Origin of the sequence: Bradyrhizobium manausense, assembly GCF_018131105.1 — a bacterium.
Lineage (GTDB): Bacteria > Pseudomonadota > Alphaproteobacteria > Rhizobiales > Xanthobacteraceae > Bradyrhizobium > Bradyrhizobium manausense_B.
Genome location: NZ_JAFCJI010000006.1, coordinates 124,378 through 142,696, shown reverse-complemented (window position 1 = coordinate 142,696; position 18,319 = coordinate 124,378). Strand labels below are relative to the sequence as shown.

The following is an 18,319-nucleotide window of genomic DNA, read 5'->3' as shown; positions in this document are numbered from 1 at the left end:
TCGACTTGGCGGAGTCGACGAGCTTCTGCAGCGAGGTGATGCCGGTGTTGGCAGCCTGCAGCACCTGCACGCCGTTGCCGATGTTGTCGAGGAGGTTGTTGATGTCGCTGGCGCGGTTGTCGAGCGACTGGGCCGTGAAGAAGTTGGTCGGATTGTCCAGAGCCGAGTTGACGCTCTTGCCGGTCGACAGACGGTTCTGTGTGGTGGCGAGAAGATCAGCGGTGGACTGGAGGGAGAGCAGGTTCTGACGAACCGATGCGGAAAGAACGATACCGGACATTGGGTGTTACCTTTCTGGTAAACGACGCTACTGTTACGCGTCCTGGGATATTGATCGACCCAGCGACCGGCGGACCGTGGCCCCGAGAATCTAACGAAGCATGAAGTGAAATCCGTGCTTTCGCTGAGTCGCGGCGTGATTCGGGCAATCAGTGCAGCGGCGGCGCAGCGCCGCCCGCCGCTTTCAACATTGAAATTACTGGGCTTTTCCGCGCCGACGGCCCGGATTCACAACTCGTTAACTAATGTTGATGGAGTATTGCACCCTGACCCGCCACAACACGCGCTTGGGTTACGAAAGCGTTGATGGAGAACAGGCAATGGCCCTCAAGGTCGAGCTCAGGCCGCACGAACGCATCATCGTCGGCAACTGCGTCATTACCAATACCGACCAGCGCGCCCGCCTTCTGATCGACGGCGAGAACGTGCCGATCCTGCGCGAGCGCGACATCCTCACGCCCGAGACCGCGGATACGCCCGCCAAGCTCGTCTATCTGGCGGTCCAGCTGATGTACATCTCGCCGGATCCGCAGAGCCAGCACGGCACCTACTTCAACCTGGTGCGTGACATCATCACCGCGGTGCCCAGCGCCTGGCCGATCATCGAAAGCGTCAACAACAACATCATGAGCGGCGATCTCTACCGGGCCCTCAAGGATGCCCGCAAGCTGATTGCCTACGAAGACAAGCTGCGTGAGCAGTTCGAGGCCACTCATCCCAAGAATGAGGCGGACAAGACCGACGTGAGCACGGCTGCCTGATCAGCGCTCCCGTCTCAACGACAACGGCCCCGGATCATCTCCGGGGCCGTTGTCGTTTCAGCCAATGACATTTCACGCCGTCACAAGCGGCGGCGCTTCGACCTCGATCAATCCGCCGGTCCGCTCCGCACCGAACCTGATCACGGCCGACACCAGCGCATCGATATCCGCCTCCGCCGTGCGATGATTGACGATCGCGGCACGGATCGCGAATTTGCCGTCCAGCGTCGTGCCCGACGGCGCGGCAATACCGGACTCCTGGATGTCGGCGACGATCTCGCGATTGACCGCGTCGCCGGCGCGGTAGCGGAAGCAGACGATGTTGAGATTGACCGGCGCGAGCAGCTCGAGCCGCGGATCGGCGAGCACGCGCGTCTCCAGATATTTTGCGAGCGCGCAGCTTCGCGCGATCACCGTACCCAGCCGGTCGGTGCCGAACGTCTTCAGCGTGAACCAAGTCTTCAGCGCGCGGAAGCCGCGCGACAGGTCGGGGCCGAGATCGCAGGGCCAGACAGCGCCGGCCGCGAGCCCCCTCGCCTCGCGGCTGAGATAGGCCGCCGGCTGCACAAAGGCCTGCCGATGCTGTTCGCCGTCGCGCACCAGCAGGAAGCCGGCGTCGTAAGGCACCTGCCCCCATTTGTGGAAGTCGAGCGCGATCGAATCCACAAGCTCGATGCCGTCGAGCAGTGGCGCAAGCTCCGGCGAAAGAATCGCGAGCGCACCGAAGGCCCCGTCGACGTGAAACCAGATTCCCTCTTCGCGGCACAGCTCCGCGATCGCCCTGAGATCGTCGATCGCGCCGATGTCGACGGTGCCCGCGGACGCCGCAACCAGGAACGGCCTGAAGCCGATTTCGCGATCAACGGCGATCTGCGCGCGCAGCGCGGCGACGTCGATGCGATGATCGGCATCGACGTCGATCTTGCGCAGTGCATCAGTGCCGAACCCGGCGATGTCCATCGCTCGCGAGATGCAGCCATGCGCGGCCTTCGACGCATAGGCCGTGAGCAGCGCACCGTCGTTGCCGATACCGAGCTGCCGCGCCAGCGCGCCGAGCGCGTTCGTTCGCGCCACCAGCACCGCCATCAGATTGGCCATCGACGTACCGGTGACGAAGATGCCGCTCACTCCTTGCGGAAAGCCGAACAGGTCGCGCATCCATTCGACGATCTGACGCTCGATCTCGATCGGCATGTGATCGCGTCCGCCAAGATTGGCATTGAGGCCCGCCGCGAGCATCTCCGCAACCATGCCGACAGCAGTGCCGCCGCCGTGCACCCAACCCATGAAGCCGGGATGAACGTTGCCGGTCGCGTAAGGTGCGACGTGCTCGGAGAATTCGCGATAGACCTCCGCAAGATCGGCTGTCTCGCGCGGCACGTCGCTTCGAACCGCGGCGCGAACCTCGTCGGGAATCGGCTGCCAGACCGGACGCGCGCGGACATTGGCGATGCCGTCGATTGCCTCATCCAGCATGCGATGGGCGAGTGCGCGAAACTCACCCCAGTCCTGCGGATCCAGCGATCCCGTCGTCACGTTGACTTGCGTTCTGCGGACGATCTCGTTCATGCTGCGCTTCCCGCATCCGACTTTGCAGTCCCCTTGGCATGCCGCGACAGCATCGCAGTGAATGCGGCAAAGATCTTGCGCATCTGCGGCGGCTTGTATGGGAATACGATTGGCGAATCCATGTTGTGCACGACAGCAGTGTTGTCGGCTTCGAACACCAGCAATTCACCGCTCTGGTTCTCGGCGCAATCGACGATGAAATAATCGAGCCCGACGCGGCGGCTCATTTCGTCGAGCGCGTGCTTGTGGCGCGCGGCGAAGGCGCGATCGAAGTCTTGCATGAAGACGGCTTCTTCGGCGCGCTTCTCTTCGCTGAACGCCATGTAGGCGTTGAGATACCAGATGTCCCAGCGATCGGCGATCGCCATGTGGCAGGCATAGGGCCTGCCATCGACCATCGTGAGCCGGACCTTGCGATAGAGGCCGTCGTGGCTCGCGTAATTGACGAAGCGCGCGACGAAAAAGTCCTGCTCCTGCCGCTCGGCGAGATAGGCAGCCAGCGCCGCCGCATCGTCAACCTTCGCAAGCCCGACGCCGGCATGCGTGCCGCGCGGTCGCACGATCATCGGAAAGTGCAATTCACTCGTGATCTCCGCGCAGGCGATCCTTCCTTCCGAGAGAGCCGTCAATTGCGCACGCGTCGCATTGGCGGTCACGGGAATGTCGAGACCGGGGATGTCAGCGAGCAACCGGAACAGTTTGTCGCGATCAAGATTTCCGATCAACTCGGGGCGATTGAGCAGCGGCCGCGGCCAGTGCGGCGCGGCCTTTTCGATCAACGCAAGCGCTTCGCGGCATTCCTCGGAATCGGATGCGACCACGATGGCGACGTCGTGCTCGGGCAACGCTTCCGGCAGGCCCGTTCCCTTGGTCACATAGAGCGTCAGCAGCTCGATGTCGGAGCCTTCCAGCAAAAATTCGATCGGCGTATTGCCGCCCATGTCGATGTCCGCTGCGAGCGCGAGCACGCGCAAGCCCGGCTTTGGCACGGCGGCGGGCGTGCGAAACAGCTGATGGAAGGAAAGCACCTCGGATTGAATCACGAGTCCTGTTTCCTTCTCGCCCATCAGCTGAGCGATCAGCGACAGATCCAGGCCCTCGCCCGCCTGCGCCGTTCCCTCCGCGATCCGCGCCAGCAGCTGCTCGCGCAACGGGTGCAGGTCAACGCCCTCAAAGGCCTGGCGCGTCAAATGCGCAAAGCCGATGCGGTCGGCATAGTCAGGCGCGGCAAGCGGATGCAACATCTTACACCTCGAATACGGACTACGCCGGCACGGCGGCATTACGGTCAAGCAGCAGTTCGATCTTCACCAGGACATGGGCGATGCGATCGAGGATGAGCTGCACATTGCGTTGCGCTTGCGCGCCATCGGTCGACCAGGCCTCGGTAATCAGCCGCGCGCCGACACATAGCCGCAACGCGGCCTGCGGCGCGCCGTTGGGTCGCTCCAGTCGCACGGGCTGACCGATGAGACAACGTTGCGCGGCGATCTGCCGATCCGCCGAGCCGCTGATGTCATCGCTCATGTCGCGCGCCAACGCACGATAAACGGCGCTGGTGTCGACGATGGGTACCGGTTTTCCGTCGCGCAGCAGCGTGAACGGAAAGATCGAACGTTGCATGAATTCTTCATCATCGGCATCGGCGGTGCCGAGGGGCGCCGATACGGCGCGCAGCCACGGTGACAGCGTGAGCCTGCTTTCGATGCCTTTCGCGAGTTCGGTCATTGCCGCGGCACGGAACGCACCGGGCACGGCATAGTAACTGCCGATCTCGCTCAGCGCCGCTTCCCAGCGCAGCCACTGGCCGAAATTCGGGCGGCGTTCGAAGCGCGAGCGCAGCGCCGTCCAATTCATCGGCCAGTCGCAGCGGCCTGCATAGTCAAAGAAATCAGGCGCGATTCCTTCGATGCGGTCGAGGGCCCGTGACAGGCCTTTTGGCACCAGCAGCGCACCGCTGAAGGCGGGCCCGCCGAAGAACTTCGAGCCAGACGTCAGCACCATGTAGCCGCGATCGAGATAGGAGCGCAGCCGCCGGCGGCCGAGCCGGGCCTGGCAGGCATCGACGACGATCTGAACCTTGCGCGGCCAGCGCCGCGTGATCTCATCGAGACAGAGGGCACTCGGCGCACGCCAGCCTAGCTTTGACGAATCCATGATCTGCAACAGAACCCGCCGGCCTTGCGCGAGGCTGCGCTCGATAGCACGCATGACCGCCGCATCCGCGTCAGCGCGCATCGAGTGGCCGGATGTGGCGTCAAGCAGCGGCACCGCAATGCTGTCGCCGGCGAGACCCGCCATCGCTGCGTCCTTGCGCACCGCAACGCCGCTCGCCGTCATCGTGCTGAAATGGTGACCGCGCGCAGTATTCACCGTGCCGCTGCCGGTCTGGTCGGCCCCGACCACGATCGTGACCGGCGGCGCGCCGAGCACGGCCCGGGCCAGAAACAAGGCATGGAGCTGGGAGTCCGTGCCCGATGGCGAGAACACGACATCGACACGTGGCGGAAGCTGGAAGTGTCCGCGCAATTCATCGCGCATGTCTTCGCAGCGCCGGTCGAAGGCGATCTCGACCTCGTCGAACAGCGATTTGTGGACCAGCTCCTCGCGCGCCAGCGCGGCGCGGTCATAGGCGGCCTGCGAGATCGTCGACGCCGTCGACGACGCGAAATTCCAGATCTCGGGCTCGGGTGACGGCGTACAGCCATAGGCATTGACGCGCTCTTTCAGGTCGAGCGCCAGCCGCCCATCGCCGCCGGAGACGAGCAGCGTATCCAGCGGCGTGAAGAGATCGCGCAGGCGATAGCGCGAGCCGCTCTCGGACGCGCGCTCGTTGTCTAAGGGCTGGGATGCGCCGATGCTCATCCCGACGGGCTCACGCCGCGTCGGCCGCCGCCGCGGGCGCGGCTGCGAATTGCGAGGCGATATCGCCGTGAAACACCGACGGGCCGACGTGGTCGAGTGAGCTCTGGATGTCGGCCCAGATCTCGCCGCCGATATCGGTCCAGCGCTTGCAGAAGGCGAAGTCTTCGGAGAGATAGGTGCCGGTCGCCGGATCGATCATGCATTCGAACAGCGCGAAACGGTTCGGGCTCGTGACGAGCGTGTCGTGCGAGTGCTCACGGAAGAACTGGAGGTTGGCATAATCCGGATGGCGGCACATCGCCTCCAGCGCCTGGCGGCGGATCATCAGGAAGCCGGTGCCGGCGTAGCGCACGCGGGTGAACCCGTTGACCACCACGATGCGATCAGGGTCCTCGATCTCGAGCACGTAGTCGAGCGAAGCCGCCGTGACGTCGCTCCGCCCCGCCTGGATCGCCCGCCTCGCCTTGTCCCAGTTGACCCGCTTGATCGGATAGCAGCCGGCGACGACGTCGGCGCCGCATTCGATCAGGCGGAACACCTGCTCGGGCTTGAAGCCGATATCAGCGTCGATGAACAGGAAATGCGTCGCGTCGGGATCATCGAGAAACATCGCGACCAGATTAGCCCTTGCGCGGGTGATCAGCGCATCGCCGTCGCGCAGCAGCACCTTGAGCCCGAGATTGGACATGCCGTGCACGGCGCGCTGGAGCGCGAAGATCGAGCTTGCGTAAATGCTCGACACCTGCCCGCCGAAACAGGGTGTCGCCACCACCAGTTGCATCTTGTCCGACATTGACGGCTCCGCGTGCCCCAAATCCTCACCAAGAGGTAAAGAGGCATGGTTAACGGCGCCTTAATGCGCCCTTACAGGAACTTGACCAGCGAGAGCTGCGCGAGGTTTGCAGTCGTCTGGTAGGACGCCTGGAGCGCGTTCTGAAGCGACAGGATCTCGCTCGCCACCTGGTCGGGCGATGCCGATTCCGCCTGGTCGACGATGTTCTGAAGCTGCGCCTTGGCCTGGGTCTGGCGCGTGCTCGCGTCCTTCATCGTGTTCTGGGCCATCGCGATGTCGGTCTGGATGTCCTCGATCTTCTGCTGCCCGGCCTGCGGCGTCAGCGCCTGCGTGGTGCGCAGGCTCAGCGCCGCGACCGCGCCGCCCGAGTATTGACCGGTCGGCGAGGTCGAGAACGTGCCGTAGACGGCGACGGCCTGCAACTGCTTGCGGATCGCGTCCTCATCGGCCTGGGCGCCATATTGCACCGTGACGGAATCGTCGACCCGCGCCACCGCAGTCGAGCGCGCCGAGCCCGGACCGTCGTTGCCAGTGTACCACTTCACGGTCGTGGCCGAGCCGTTCACCAGCGTCGTCGCCGAGCTCGCCGGCGAGGAGCCGACGCGGAGTGGCGGCTGTGTCGCCGTGATTGGCGTTGTGCTGAAACCGAGCGCGCCGAGCGCCGCCGTCGCCCCCGGCGTCGAGCCCGAGATGCTCAGGCTCGCGGCATCGTCGGTGTTGATAGTGATCGAGCCGCCATGGATCGTTGACGGCCGCGAGGTCCCCGTGATGGCGTCGATCTTGCTCATCAGGGTCTGGATGCTGTCAGTGACGTTGAGCTGGTTACCGGTCGCGCCCGAAGCGACGAAGCTCAGCGTGGTGCCGTTGACGGTGATGCTGTCGCCGGCGGAGAAGCCCGGCGCAATCGAGTCCGAGGGCGCCGTGCCCGACAGCGCGGTGGTGCCGCTGATCGGTGCGGCCGGGCTCGCCTGGTTGGTCTTGGCAGCGCCGATCGCCGAGCTATCGGTGTTGAAGAAGTTGTCGCCGGCGGTGACGGCCGATGCCGCCACCAGCGAAGTGTTGGCCAGCTTCGTGATCGCGGTGTTCAGCGCGGTGTTGAGATTCGTCGCCGTGGTGACGGGGTTGGGGGCAACCGGCGGAACGGCAGTGGGATTGCCGGTGTCGATCGCAAAGCTGCCGACCGGCGTCGGCGTCGCCGTGGACGCGGTCAGGTCGATCTGCTCGGTCGAACCGTCAGGCAGCGTGAACTGAACACTAAACTTGTCGCCGTTACTGGGGGGCGTGGCACCGATATTCACCGAGAACGACACCGGCGAGCCACTCGGACCCGTGACCGTCGCACCCGTGAGCGTCGATGAGACCGCAGAAATCTTCAATCCGAACGGCGATGCCGCGCTGTCTTCCGCCACCTGCACCGAAGTCGTGGTCGGCTGCGACTGCACCAGCCGACCCATGCCGTTGGCGCCGAGGTCGGCGGCCTGGCGCTCGGCCATGACGGTCTTCAGGCCCGCCTGCGTCGTGGTGCCGTTGATGATGTCGCCGGCGTTGGCGACCGATTGCGTGTTGTAGGCCGTGCCGGAGAACAGATAGCGGTTGCCCGACTGCGTGTTGAGCACGCCGACCATCGAGCCGAACTGTGCGGCGGCGGTGTTCTGTGCCACCGTCTGGCCGTTGACATTGAGGTCCTGCGAGCTGGTGGCGGAACCCGTCTGCACCGTGTTGCGAATCGTCGTCAGCGACTGCAGCGCGGTGTTGGCGAGGTTGATGTTGACGTTGACGTTCGTCATCGTGTCGGTATAGGCGGCGATATTCGAAAGCTGCGCGCGCGAGGCGATCGCAAAGCCTTCGTTGGTCCCCATGCCGGAATAGTTCTGCGACAGCTTGCCGGTCGAGAGCTGCGTCGACAGGTCGGTAAGCTGCTGGTTGATGTTGCGGATCTGCGCGCCGAGGACCGACGAACCGTAATTGATGCTGCTGATCGACATGTTTCAGAGCCCTACTGATTACCCTTGAGCCTGGATCAACGTATTCATCATGCTCTGCACCACCGACATCACGTGGGCGTTGGCGGCGTAGGCATTCTGAAGCTGGATCAGGTTCGACATCTCCGAGTCCAGATTGACGCTGGAGGTCGAGTTGAACTTGGCCTGGAGCGTCGACACCACGACGCTCTGGCCCTGCTGGAGCGCGGTCGCCTGGGTCGAGGCGTTGGCCTGTACGCTCAGGAACTGCTGCAGGAAGTTGGAGACGCTGCCGCTGAACGGTTGATTGGCCGAGCCGAGACCGGTCTGCGGCGAATAGGAAAACACCGTGTTGGTGAGCTGCGAGTAGAGATAGTCCGAGCGCGTGGTGTCGCCGGTGGGCGTCACCGGCGAGGTGCTGTAGATCGACAGCTTGCTCGGGTCAGTGACCAGCGACGGATTGACCGAGATGCGGCCGGCAAGGCCGGTCATCTGCGAGCCCGACGCCGTGATGGCTCCGGTGTAGAGCGCCGTGCTGCCGTCGGTGAACAGCGGCAGTTGCGGGCTGCCCGAGGTCAGCGACGAGATCGTCTTGGTGCTCGTCGCCGAGTTGACCCTGGCGAGGCCAGTGTTGTCGTCCGTGACCCGCAGCGTCGTCGCGGTCGCCGGCGACGGAGCGGCGGAGAAGGTCAGGTGCGCGCCGGATAAGGCCGTGTTGAGCGCAGACGCAATCGCACCCATTCCGCCGGAGAAATTGACTCCGATCTGCATCGGATTCGCATTGGTGGCGTTCTGGAGCGGCAGCGCAGCCGGATCGGTCACGTTCACCAGCGTGATCTGGCGCTGCGTGTTGGTGGCGTCCGTGTAGGTCAGGTTGACGGTATTGCCCGGCTGGGCCCCGGCGAGATCGATGTCGAAGCCCGCGGGCGGACCGGAGACGGTGCTGCCCGCCGTGGTCTTGTCGGACAGCGCGCTCGACATCGTTGCGGCGAGCTGGTCGACCTGATTCTGCGCCTGCACCAGCGTCTGGTCGCGCAGCTTCAGGTCGGCCGCGATCTGGCCGGAAGAGACAACGTTGTTGCCGGCGACGTCGATCGACGAGCCGTTCGGGAGCCTAATGTTGAGTGCGCCCACCCCGGACTTTGCCGGATCGGTGTTGTAGAGGGAGGTCGCCGACAGCGCGCCGCTAGACGCAAAGGTGAATTGCGAGGCGAGCCCCGCGCCAACGAGCTGGATGCCGGTGGTGGTGTAGATGTTGGCCTGGTTCGATCCGTCGGTGGTGACGCGAACGTCGACATATTTCGACAAAGTATTGATGGCCTGGTCGCGCTGATCCATCAGGGTCGCTGCGGACGGATCGTTCGAGGCCAGGCCCTGGATCTTGGTGTTGATGTCGGCGATCTGGTTCATTGCCGCGTTGGCGGCCTGTGCCGAAGTGCCGAGATCCTGCTCGACATTGGAGCGCAGCGACTGGATGCCTCTGGTGGTGACGTTGAGCTGGGTCGCCAGCGCCTGTGCCGCACCGACCGCGACCGTCTGCGCCGACGAGGAGCCGGCGCTTGTCGACAACGCCTGGAGCGAAGACGTGAAATTGTTCAGCGCGGTTTCGAGCGTGCCGCTGTTGCCGGGCGTGCCATACACACTCTGAAGCTGCTTCAGAATGTTGGCCATCTGGTCGGCGTAGCCGCTGCCACCGGTCTCGGTGCGCAGCTGGTTCTGCACATAGCTGTCGATCTCGCGGCTGACGCCTGTCGTCTTCGCCGTCGAGCCGAAATCGCCGGTGGTGACTTCGATCTGGTTCGGCGTCTGGGCGACGTAACCCGGCGTCTGCGAGTTTGCGACGTTCGACGAGACGATCGAGAGCGCAGCCTGGTTGGCACGCAGACCGCTCATCGCACTGGCAAGGGCTGAACTCAAACCCATTTTACTAGCCGCCTTTGGTTACGTCACGCGCCGATCAGCGCAACACGTTCAGGAGGTCCTGCACCATCGAGTTCGCCGTCGTGATCACCTTGGTGTTGGCCGAATAGGCCTGCTGGGTCACGATCAGCTTGGTGAACTCGTCGGCGATGTCGGTGTTGGATCCTTCCAGCGACGAACCGCTGATGGTGCCCGATGCGCCGGCGATCGCCGGACCCGACTGGTCGGTCACGGCGTAGGCGCCGCCGTCCATCGCCTTCAAATAGTTGGTGCCGTTGAAGTGCGACAGCGTCACCTGGGCGAGGTCGAGGTTCTGGCCGTTGGAGAAGGTGCCGACCACGATGCCGTTGTTGTTGACGGAGACCGAACGAAGCTGACCGGCGGCGTAGCCGTTCTGCGTGATGGTGTTGATGGTCACCGCGCCGCTGGTGCTCGCATATTGGGTCAGGCCGCCCGAGGAGATGTTGAAGGCGACCGAGCCGAGCGATTGCCCGCTGACACTGACGTTCGGGATGGTGATTCCCGAGCCGCTCGGCGTCGTGAGCGAGCCGTCGCTGGCGAAGGTGAAGGTCTGGCCGGTATTGACCCAGCCGACCGTCGAGCCGGTCGCGTTCGGATCGGTCTGATAGAAAAGGTTCCAGCTATCGGTATGTCCGGTGCCGAGCGAAGCGCTGTCGGTCTTGGCCCAGCGCAATTGCAGGTTCACGGGCGTGCCCGCCGCGTTGTATGCGGTCACGGCGCCGCCGCTGATCGATTCCTTGGTGAAAGTGGCGATGTCGTTGCCGATCACGGTGCCGGTGCCGGCGGTACCGCCGCCGTCACGGTTCTTGCTGATCGAGGACGTGAAGCCAAGTGCGGCGAAAGCCGCGCTGGCGGTGGACGATCCACCCACGGCAAGCGTGAGATCCTTGGCCGTGCCTGTGTTCAGCGTGATCACGCCGTTGGAGATCGAGGAACCCGTGGCTCCGCTCAGTCCGTCGATCTTGCCGAGCAGGGTCGTGATGTTATCGGTGATGTTGATCTGGTTCGGCCCGGAGGCACCCGACGCCACGAACGTCAGCGTCTGACCCGAGGTCGTGCCGTCGACATAGATGACGTCGCCGGCCTGAAATCCCGTCGACAGCACTTCCGCGTTGCCAGCAGTGGCGGTGCCGCTCAACACGGTCGAGCCGGTGATCGCAGGCGTCGACAGCACGTTGCCACCGCGCGTCACCGTGCTGAGGCCGAGCGCAGTGGCTGCCGCGCCGCTGGTGACCTGTATGTCAGCGGAGGTGCCGCTGGCGATCTGGATATTGCCGCTGGCAGTCATGGTGACGCTGCTGGCGGGGATGCCGGCCGCCGTCGCTATCGCATTCAGGATGTCGGTTACCTGCGCGGCGCTGCCCGATTTCACACCGATCGTGGTGTTGCCACTGGCAGTCGTCACGGTGGTGACGTTGGGATCGAAGGTGATCGTGTGGGGGGTACCGCCGACGCCGGTGATGGTCAGCGTCGTACCCGTCGTGCCGTTGGCGAGCGCATTGAGAATGCTCGTGGCGAGATGGGGTGTCGCCGAAGGATCGAGCGAGGTCGTTGTCGACGCAGCCGCCGAAGCGCTGTCCTGCAACGCGACCGAACTCGTCCCGGTCGTGGACGTATAGGCCGAGCGCAGATTGCCGGTAGCCGCAGCGCCAGAGACCGTCGCGTTGGTGTAGGGCGCGGGCGGCGTGCCGATCGCCAGCGGGTTCGCCGAATAGTCCGACGGATTGAGGCCGCCGGAGGCCAGCAGCGAACCGGTTGCTGCGGTCGAACTCGCCACCGTATTCGGCTGGGTCGGAAGGTTCGCCGCGTACTGGATCGAAGTGGTTGCCTGCGCCGGGACGAAGTTGTTCTGGAATTGCAGCACGGTCGGCACGCTGCCGGTCGGGTTGCCGGTCTTGGGATCGACCGCAACGCCCATCAGATAATAGCCGGCGCCGTTGACGAGGTTGCCGTTGGCGTTGACCTGGAAGTCGCCGCGGCGGGTGTAATAGGAGACGCCGTCGAACACCGGCACGTTGTCGACCACGCCGCTTGCCTTCTGCACCGAGAAGAAGCCGTCGCCGGTGATCGCCATGTTGGTGGCAACCGTTGAGGACGAGATCGTGCCCTGGGTGGTGATGGTCGCCTGCGCGTGCGCGGTGACGCCGCCGGCCACCTGCTTGCTCGGCACGGAGGCGTCGGGGATGAGATCCTCGAAGCTGGTCCCGATGCCCTTGTAGCCGGTGGTGGACGAGTTCGCGATGTTGCCCGAGATGTTCTGAAGCGCGTAGGACTGCGCCTGCAGGCCACCCACCGAGGTGTTCATTGCATCGAAGATACCCATAACTTTGTCTCCAAATCCGATCTCGGCGGCGGGTCGACTTATGGCCGCAGTCGGGGAGACAGTCGCAAGGGCTATGCCAATGCGGGTATTCTCAGGAAATCAATGACTTAAATAGACATGCCCCGGTCAGGCGACCGGGGCATAATTGCCGGACCGGCAACAATTGCCGGGAAAACGCGTCAAATAACGCCTTAGGTCGCCGACGGCGACGCGGGGTGGAAGACCAGCCCGAAACCGTCGATGCAGTAGCGCAATCCGGTCGGCTTCGGACCGTCGTCGAAGACGTGGCCGAGATGGCCACCGCAGCGTCGGCAGTGCACCTCGGTACGCACCATGCCGAAGGTGCGATCCTCGGTTTTGCCGACATTGCCCTCGATCGGCTGGTAGAAGCTCGGCCATCCGGTGCCGCTCTCGAACTTGGTCTCCGACGCGAACACCGGCAGGTCGCAGCCGGCGCAGGCGAAGGTGCCCTTGCGATGCTCCTTGAGCAGCGGGCTGGTGCCCGGCCGTTCGGTTCCTTCCTTGCGCAGAATCTCATATTGCTGCGGCGTGAGCTGGGCGCGCCACTCAGCGTCCGTCTTCTCGATCTCGAACTTCCCGGCGGCCTTCTCTCCAGCCCGGGCCGGGGTTGCTCTCAGCCAGCGGAAGGCCGAAAGGCCGAACAGGCCGGCGACTGTCGTCAACAGGATGCGGCGGTCAAACATCTCATTCTCCGTGCGCAGAAAGTCCACGCCCTGAGATACGGGCTCTAACGGCCGACGTTACACTTCCGGGCGGGATTTTTCTCAACTTATTGCGAGACGCCCTGCTCCTGGGTGGCCGGTTCCGCTTCCGCCGGCGCAGGCGGATGCGGCGGCGCGGCCATCCGCGGTCGAACCCCTGAGGACGGCCGGCGCTGGCCGGTGCCGGCGGCCCTGTTGGCCTCGGCCAACCGCGCCTCGCGTTCCCGATCCTTCATCCGCACCCGCTCGCGGTAGCGGGCAAGCGACCCGGCGGCGGCGGAACTCGCCCTGCCCCACACGCCGACCAATTGGCCCGCGACCCGTCCGGTGGTGCCGCCGGCCCAGACCAGCTCGAACGGCGAGAACAGCTTCCAGCGCTCCTCGCCCCGCAGGATGCTGCGCGCGATCAGCTGCCCAGCCATGGCCGACGTGTTCATGCCCTGGCGGCCGAACCCGCTCGCGACCCACAGGCCTTTGCGCAACTCGCCGATCTGCGGCATGCCGTGCACGGTCTGGCCGGTGGCACCGCCGAATGTCTCCGATATCTCGACATTGCCGAGCTGGGGGAAGATCGACCGGATCCGCCGTTTCACGGGACCTGCAAAGCGCTGCGGCCGCGCAGCCCAGGTCGTCTCCGGGCTCTCCCACATCAGGCGGTCGCCATCGACGATGCGGAAATGATCGACGCCGTCGGAATCCATCACCGATCCCTTGAAGCCGACGATCTCGTGCACGCGCTCGCCGAGCGGCGCGGTGATGCCCGCATAACGCCACACCGGCAGCAGCGTCTCCGACAGCCGCCGCAGCGGCGCGCCGAGATGGATGTTGCCGGCGAGCACGATGTGCGTCGCGCGCAGCCGCGCCGACGGGGTAACGATGCGCTTGCGGATACCGGAATGATCGATGCTGACGACCGGCGTGTCCTCGAAGATGCGGGCGCCCGCGCGCCGCGCCAACGCGGCGAGGCCATGCACATATTTGCGGCCGTCGACCTGGAACGCTTTGGGATAGTAGACGCCGTGGAAGTAACGATCGGTCTTCAGCGCCGCGCGGACGCGGTCGACCTGCCAGCCCTCTGCCTCGGTGTCGAAATCCTCGTTCAGCATCTGGAGCCGGCTGATCAGCCGGTCGCCGGTATCGACATTGGAGACCTCCAGTACGCCGTCGGTGAGGCCGATGCCTGGCATGTTCTCTTCGGTGGCGTTGGCCCGGATGAAGTCGGCCCCCTCCTTGGAGAGCGTCCACAACTCGCTGGCATCCTCGAAGCCGATGCGCTCGATCAGCTCGGTGAGCGGCAGTGCGAAGCCCGGCGTCACGGTGCCGAGCTGGTTGCCGGAGGCGTTCCAGCCGATATGGCGCCCCTCGAGCACCGCGACGCTGGCCCCGAGCCGGGCCGCCTCGAGCGCAATGGAAAGGCCGGCAAGCCCTGCCCCGATCACGCAAATGTCGGCATCAAGATCGAACGACAGCCGGACACGCTCAGGAACGCCGGCTTCTTCCTGGGACACGCTTGTGAAAGTCTCGCTCATGTCGTTTTCTTAAAATATCGAACCGGCGCTTGTCACCTTGTCCTCGACCGGCGCCTGTAGATTATTCTGGACACGGAACGATTCGAGAATCCCAATGCGCCGTTTGATGCTGCTGCGTCACGCCAAGACCGAGACCGACGCGCCGAGCGGCCGTGACCAGGACCGCCGGCTCGACGACCGCGGCCGGCGGGATGCCGCCGAGATCGGCGACTGGATCGCCAACCATCCGCCCGTCCCCGAGACGGTGCTGGTGTCGCATGCCGTCCGCGCTCGGCAGACCTGGGACATCGCCTGGCAGGCGATGAAGGACCGCGTCGCAGCACCTGAAGTCGAAATCCTGCCGGAACTCTACGGCGCCGACCCCGCGCAGGTCCTCGAAACCATTCGCACTGCAACCGTGCCGGCCAACCCGAAGCAACTTTTGTTGGTCGGGCACAATCCGGGCATGCACGAGGCGGCCTTGATGCTGATGGGCGGCGGCGATCCGGCGGGCGCAAAGGCGCTCGCCGACAATCTTCCCACAGCGGGGCTTGCGATCCTGGACTTTGACGTCAAGGATTGGGGTGACGTGGCCTACCGCCGCGGCAAACTGGTGCTGTTCGTCAGCCCCAAGTTGCTTCGACTGGGATGAGACGCGCGGGCGCCGTCTCGTCAGGTTGATCCAGCTTGATCATTAGGGAGGCGCAGATGTTCAAGTCCATTCTCGTGCCCATCGACCTCGCCGATACCGACCTTGCCAAGCCTGCAATCGCGACCGCGACGACGCTGTCGCAGAACTGGAACGGATCGATCCGCCTGCTCAACGTGCTGCCGATGACGCCGGTGATGCTGGCCGAATATGTCCCGGCCGATTTCGACGAACAGCAGCGCCAGACCTCGGAAGAGGCGCTCGCCATCGTCGCGCGCGAATCCGGCATCGAAGCCTCCCACATCTCGAGCGTGGTCCGCCAGGGCGGCATCTACCACGAGATCCTGGAGGAAGCCGTGCACATGAAGGCCGATCTGATCGTGATGACCTCGCACCGGCCCGCGATGCGCACCTATTTCCTCGGCTCGAATGCCGGGCATGTGGTGCGTTACGCCAAGTGCTCGGTGCTGGTGGTCAGGCACTGACCTCGGAGCAATGTCGTGAAGCAATGGTGGCGGAGATGGACCTACGAGGTCCCGCTCGCAATCGGTGATGCGCTGTGGGAGGTGCTGGTCGTGCAACTCGCTGCGATCCTCGACAGGCTGACGCTGCGGAAGGTCATCGCCTTCATCCCCGTCGTCATCCTCATCGGGGCCTACTATCACAGCATCCCGATCCCGCCGGAGCTGATGCTGATCGGCGACTTCCTCGCCTATATCGACATCTTCTCGGTGCTGTTCCTGATCGGCGTGCTCAGTCGCATCAGCACGATCTTGTTTGTCGTCAAACAGGCGACTGCGCGCATCGCGGCGCTAGCCGACAATGTTGTTGCGCGGATGCGCCGCTTCGATGTCGGGCATGGGCGCCAGCGTGGTGCTCCAACGAGGCCTCGCCGCAAACCTAGCGAGCCCGAGAACGATCGAGCCCATGGCGGCGTGTGGGGCCAGTTCGCGTTGGCCTAATCGCGGCGGTGTGAGTCTGGGCTATCACCAACTAGTCATTGCGAGCGCAGCGAAGCAATCCAGGGTCTTTCCGCAGAGGTTGTCTGGATTGCTTCGCTACGCTCGCATGACGATGTGGAGGCAGTCGCGCCCGGAAATTCAGGTCTCGTGCCCCGGACGCTGCGCAACAACGCTCGCGCGTTGCGGCGCGTCCGGGACAAGGGCGAAGACGCTCACAGATACCGCGTCAGCTCGGCCTTGAACTGGCCGTAGACGGCGTCTTCGATCTGGCTGCGATGGATGCCGATGTCGCGCAGGGCGCGGTCGTCGAGCTCGTTCAGCGTCTTGACGGCGGAGCGGCGCTCCAGGCGGTCGAACAGGGCGTAGGCGGCGTTGACGAGCGTGGCAAGAAATCCGCTCGACGAGGATGGGCGTAAACTCTGCCCGGCAGTTTGCGAGATCGTGTTCATTTTTCTTCTCCGGCCTTGTGGCCACGCGGCGATACGGATGCCGTTGACGCAAACGCTCTCAGCGCCTGCACCTCATTTGCCGTCGGATTGCTCTCGCTTTCCTCGGCTCAATCGTGGACCTTGATGGAACTTAAATGCTCCAGTACATTGCTCGGAGCAAGGAAAACATTGCTCTCGGTGCAATAATGTCCAAGTTCGAGTACGTGAAGCTCGCGGATGCCATTGCCGCGGATATCTCTAATGGCACGTTAAGGGCCGGCGACCGCCTGCCGCCGCAGCGTAATTTTGCCTATGACCGTGGCATTGCGGTCTCGACCGCGAGCCGTGTTTATACGGAGCTGTTGCGCCGCGGGCTCGTGGTCGGCGAGGTCGGCCGCGGCACCTTCATCTCCGGCGACATCAGGCGCGAGGTCGAGATCGTCAGCGAGCCGCGCGATGCGCGCATCGATTTCGAGGTGAATTATCCGCTGCTGCCGCAGCAATGGGCGATGATCGCCAAGAGCCTCGCCGGGCTCGAGCGCGTCGATGCGCTCGAAGCCGTGCTGCGCACCTCGACCAGCACCGGCACCAAGAGCGCGCGCAATGCGGCGGCCGCCTATCTCGCGCGCAAGGACTTTGCGCCGCAGGCCGAGCAGATCGTATTCACCGCGAACGGCAAGCAATCGCTCGCGGCCGCACTCGCCGCGCTCGTTCCGACCGGTGGCCGCTGCGGTGTCGAGGCGCTCACCTATCCTTACGTCAAGAGCATCGCCGCGCGGCTCGGCATCACGCTGGTGCCGATCCCGATGGACGAACATGGCGCCCGACCCGACGCGATCCAGAAAGCGCATCGCGAAGCGCATCTGTCGGCGTTGTATCTCCAGCCCATCATCCAGAATCCGCTCGGCGTCACCATGAACGCGACGCGACGCACCGACATCATGCGCGTCGCAGAGAAGCTCGATCTCACCATCATCGAAGACACCGTCTACGGCTTCCTCGCCGACGACACGCCGCTCGCCGCGCTCGGGCCGGACCGCTGCATCGTGCTCGATAGTCTGTCCAAGAAGGTTGCACCTGGTCTCGCGCTCGGCATTCTCGTTGCACCGCCTCATCTGCGCGAAAGCATGATGAGCGCCGTTCGCACCGGTGGCTGGGTCGCGTCGGGCCACGCGCTCGCATCCGGGCAGCGGTTGATGGCCGACGGCACCGTCGCCGAGCTGACGCGACTGAAGCGCATCGACGCCGCGCGGCGCCAGCAGACCGCAGCACGGCTGCTCGCCGGTTACCAGATTGCCGCCGACGCGCGCTCCTATCATCTCTGGTTGACGCTGCCGCCGCACTGGCGCTCGCAGACATTCGTTGCCGCGGCCGCGCGGCGCGGCATTGCGCTGACGCCGTCCTCGACCTTCGCGGTCGCGCATGGCCACGCGCCGAACGCGGTGCGACTCGCGCTCGCCCCACCCTCGTTTGAGCAACTCGATTCCGGGCTGCGCACGCTCGTCTCGCTGCTCGGCACCAAGGAGGAAGATTTCGACTCGACGGAGTAATTCCTCTC

At 64.6% G+C, this 18,319-nt stretch carries 16 protein-coding genes; 5 read left to right on the top strand and 11 right to left on the bottom strand.

Annotation, left to right across the window (positions count from 1 at the left end):
- Nucleotides 1-280: flagellin N-terminal helical domain-containing protein (locus JQ631_RS30665; RefSeq protein WP_491018475.1), on the bottom strand; the 280-nt coding region annotated here is incomplete at its 3' end.
- A 319-nt stretch (nucleotides 281-599) separates the two neighbouring features.
- Between JQ631_RS30665 and flbT the strand changes: the two genes are divergently transcribed.
- Nucleotides 600-1,040, top strand: coding sequence for a flagellar biosynthesis repressor FlbT (gene flbT / locus JQ631_RS30660; protein ID WP_212333332.1), 441 nt, complete (start codon nucleotides 600-602; stop codon nucleotides 1,038-1,040).
- Between the two features lie 72 nt (nucleotides 1,041-1,112).
- Here flbT and JQ631_RS30655 read toward each other — a convergent pair whose 3' ends face one another.
- The 9 genes from JQ631_RS30655 to JQ631_RS30615 all read right to left on the bottom strand — a co-directional run bounded on the left by JQ631_RS30655 (nucleotide 1,113) and on the right by JQ631_RS30615 (nucleotide 14,743).
- Nucleotides 1,113-2,609 carry a pyridoxal phosphate-dependent decarboxylase family protein gene (locus JQ631_RS30655; protein WP_212333329.1) on the bottom strand — a complete coding sequence of 499 codons (1,497 nt, stop codon included), beginning with the start codon at nucleotides 2,607-2,609 and terminating at the stop codon, nucleotides 1,113-1,115.
- Nucleotides 2,606-3,853, bottom strand: coding sequence for an ATP-grasp domain-containing protein (locus tag JQ631_RS30650; protein WP_212333327.1), 1,248 nt, complete (start codon nucleotides 3,851-3,853; stop codon nucleotides 2,606-2,608). Before JQ631_RS30650 ends, JQ631_RS30655 begins: the two co-directional genes overlap by 4 nt.
- A gap of 19 nt (nucleotides 3,854-3,872) precedes the next feature.
- The gene (locus JQ631_RS30645; protein WP_212333325.1) at nucleotides 3,873-5,474 is read right to left on the bottom strand and encodes a hypothetical protein; all 1,602 of its coding nucleotides are present in this window, start codon (nucleotides 5,472-5,474) and stop codon (nucleotides 3,873-3,875) included.
- 10 nt (nucleotides 5,475-5,484) lie between these two features.
- Complete coding sequence (locus JQ631_RS30640) at nucleotides 5,485-6,267, bottom strand: hypothetical protein (RefSeq protein ID WP_212333322.1); 783 nt, start codon at nucleotides 6,265-6,267, stop codon at nucleotides 5,485-5,487.
- A 71-nt stretch (nucleotides 6,268-6,338) separates the two neighbouring features.
- Entirely contained in the window at nucleotides 6,339-8,252 is a 1,914-nt protein-coding gene (locus tag JQ631_RS30635; protein WP_212333319.1) for a flagellin family protein, read from the bottom strand.
- An 18-nt stretch (nucleotides 8,253-8,270) separates the two neighbouring features.
- Entirely contained in the window at nucleotides 8,271-10,151 is a 1,881-nt protein-coding gene (flgK, locus tag JQ631_RS30630; protein WP_212333316.1) for a flagellar hook-associated protein FlgK, read from the bottom strand.
- 34 nt (nucleotides 10,152-10,185) lie between these two features.
- Nucleotides 10,186-12,492, bottom strand: a complete 2,307-nt coding sequence (locus JQ631_RS30625) for a flagellar hook-basal body complex protein (protein WP_212333315.1) — start codon at nucleotides 12,490-12,492, stop codon at nucleotides 10,186-10,188.
- Between the two features lie 191 nt (nucleotides 12,493-12,683).
- Complete coding sequence (msrB, locus tag JQ631_RS30620; protein ID WP_212333314.1) at nucleotides 12,684-13,196, bottom strand: peptide-methionine (R)-S-oxide reductase MsrB; 513 nt, start codon at nucleotides 13,194-13,196, stop codon at nucleotides 12,684-12,686.
- Nucleotides 13,197-13,282: 86 nt separating this feature from the next.
- Nucleotides 13,283-14,743, bottom strand: a complete 1,461-nt coding sequence (locus JQ631_RS30615) for an NAD(P)/FAD-dependent oxidoreductase (protein ID WP_212333313.1) — start codon at nucleotides 14,741-14,743, stop codon at nucleotides 13,283-13,285.
- A gap of 94 nt (nucleotides 14,744-14,837) precedes the next feature.
- Here JQ631_RS30615 and JQ631_RS30610 point away from each other — a divergent pair, with 94 nt between their 5' ends.
- From JQ631_RS30610 to JQ631_RS30600, 3 genes are read left to right on the top strand one after another with little or no spacing between them, the layout of a single operon-like run.
- On the top strand, nucleotides 14,838-15,374 hold the full coding sequence (locus JQ631_RS30610; RefSeq protein ID WP_212333312.1) for a SixA phosphatase family protein: 537 nt from the start codon (nucleotides 14,838-14,840) through the stop codon (nucleotides 15,372-15,374).
- A 56-nt stretch (nucleotides 15,375-15,430) separates the two neighbouring features.
- Entirely contained in the window at nucleotides 15,431-15,856 is a 426-nt protein-coding gene (locus JQ631_RS30605) for a universal stress protein (RefSeq protein ID WP_212333311.1), read from the top strand.
- A gap of 15 nt (nucleotides 15,857-15,871) precedes the next feature.
- Entirely contained in the window at nucleotides 15,872-16,333 is a 462-nt protein-coding gene (locus JQ631_RS30600; protein ID WP_212333310.1) for a hypothetical protein, read from the top strand.
- A gap of 212 nt (nucleotides 16,334-16,545) precedes the next feature.
- Here JQ631_RS30600 and JQ631_RS30595 read toward each other — a convergent pair whose 3' ends face one another.
- Nucleotides 16,546-16,782 carry a DUF1127 domain-containing protein gene (locus JQ631_RS30595; RefSeq protein ID WP_212333309.1) on the bottom strand — a complete coding sequence of 79 codons (237 nt, stop codon included), beginning with the start codon at nucleotides 16,780-16,782 and terminating at the stop codon, nucleotides 16,546-16,548.
- 185 nt (nucleotides 16,783-16,967) lie between these two features.
- Between JQ631_RS30595 and JQ631_RS30590 the strand changes: the two genes are divergently transcribed.
- Complete coding sequence (locus JQ631_RS30590) at nucleotides 16,968-18,311, top strand: aminotransferase-like domain-containing protein (protein ID WP_212333308.1); 1,344 nt, start codon at nucleotides 16,968-16,970, stop codon at nucleotides 18,309-18,311.
- Nucleotides 18,312-18,319: the final 8 nt, after the last annotated feature.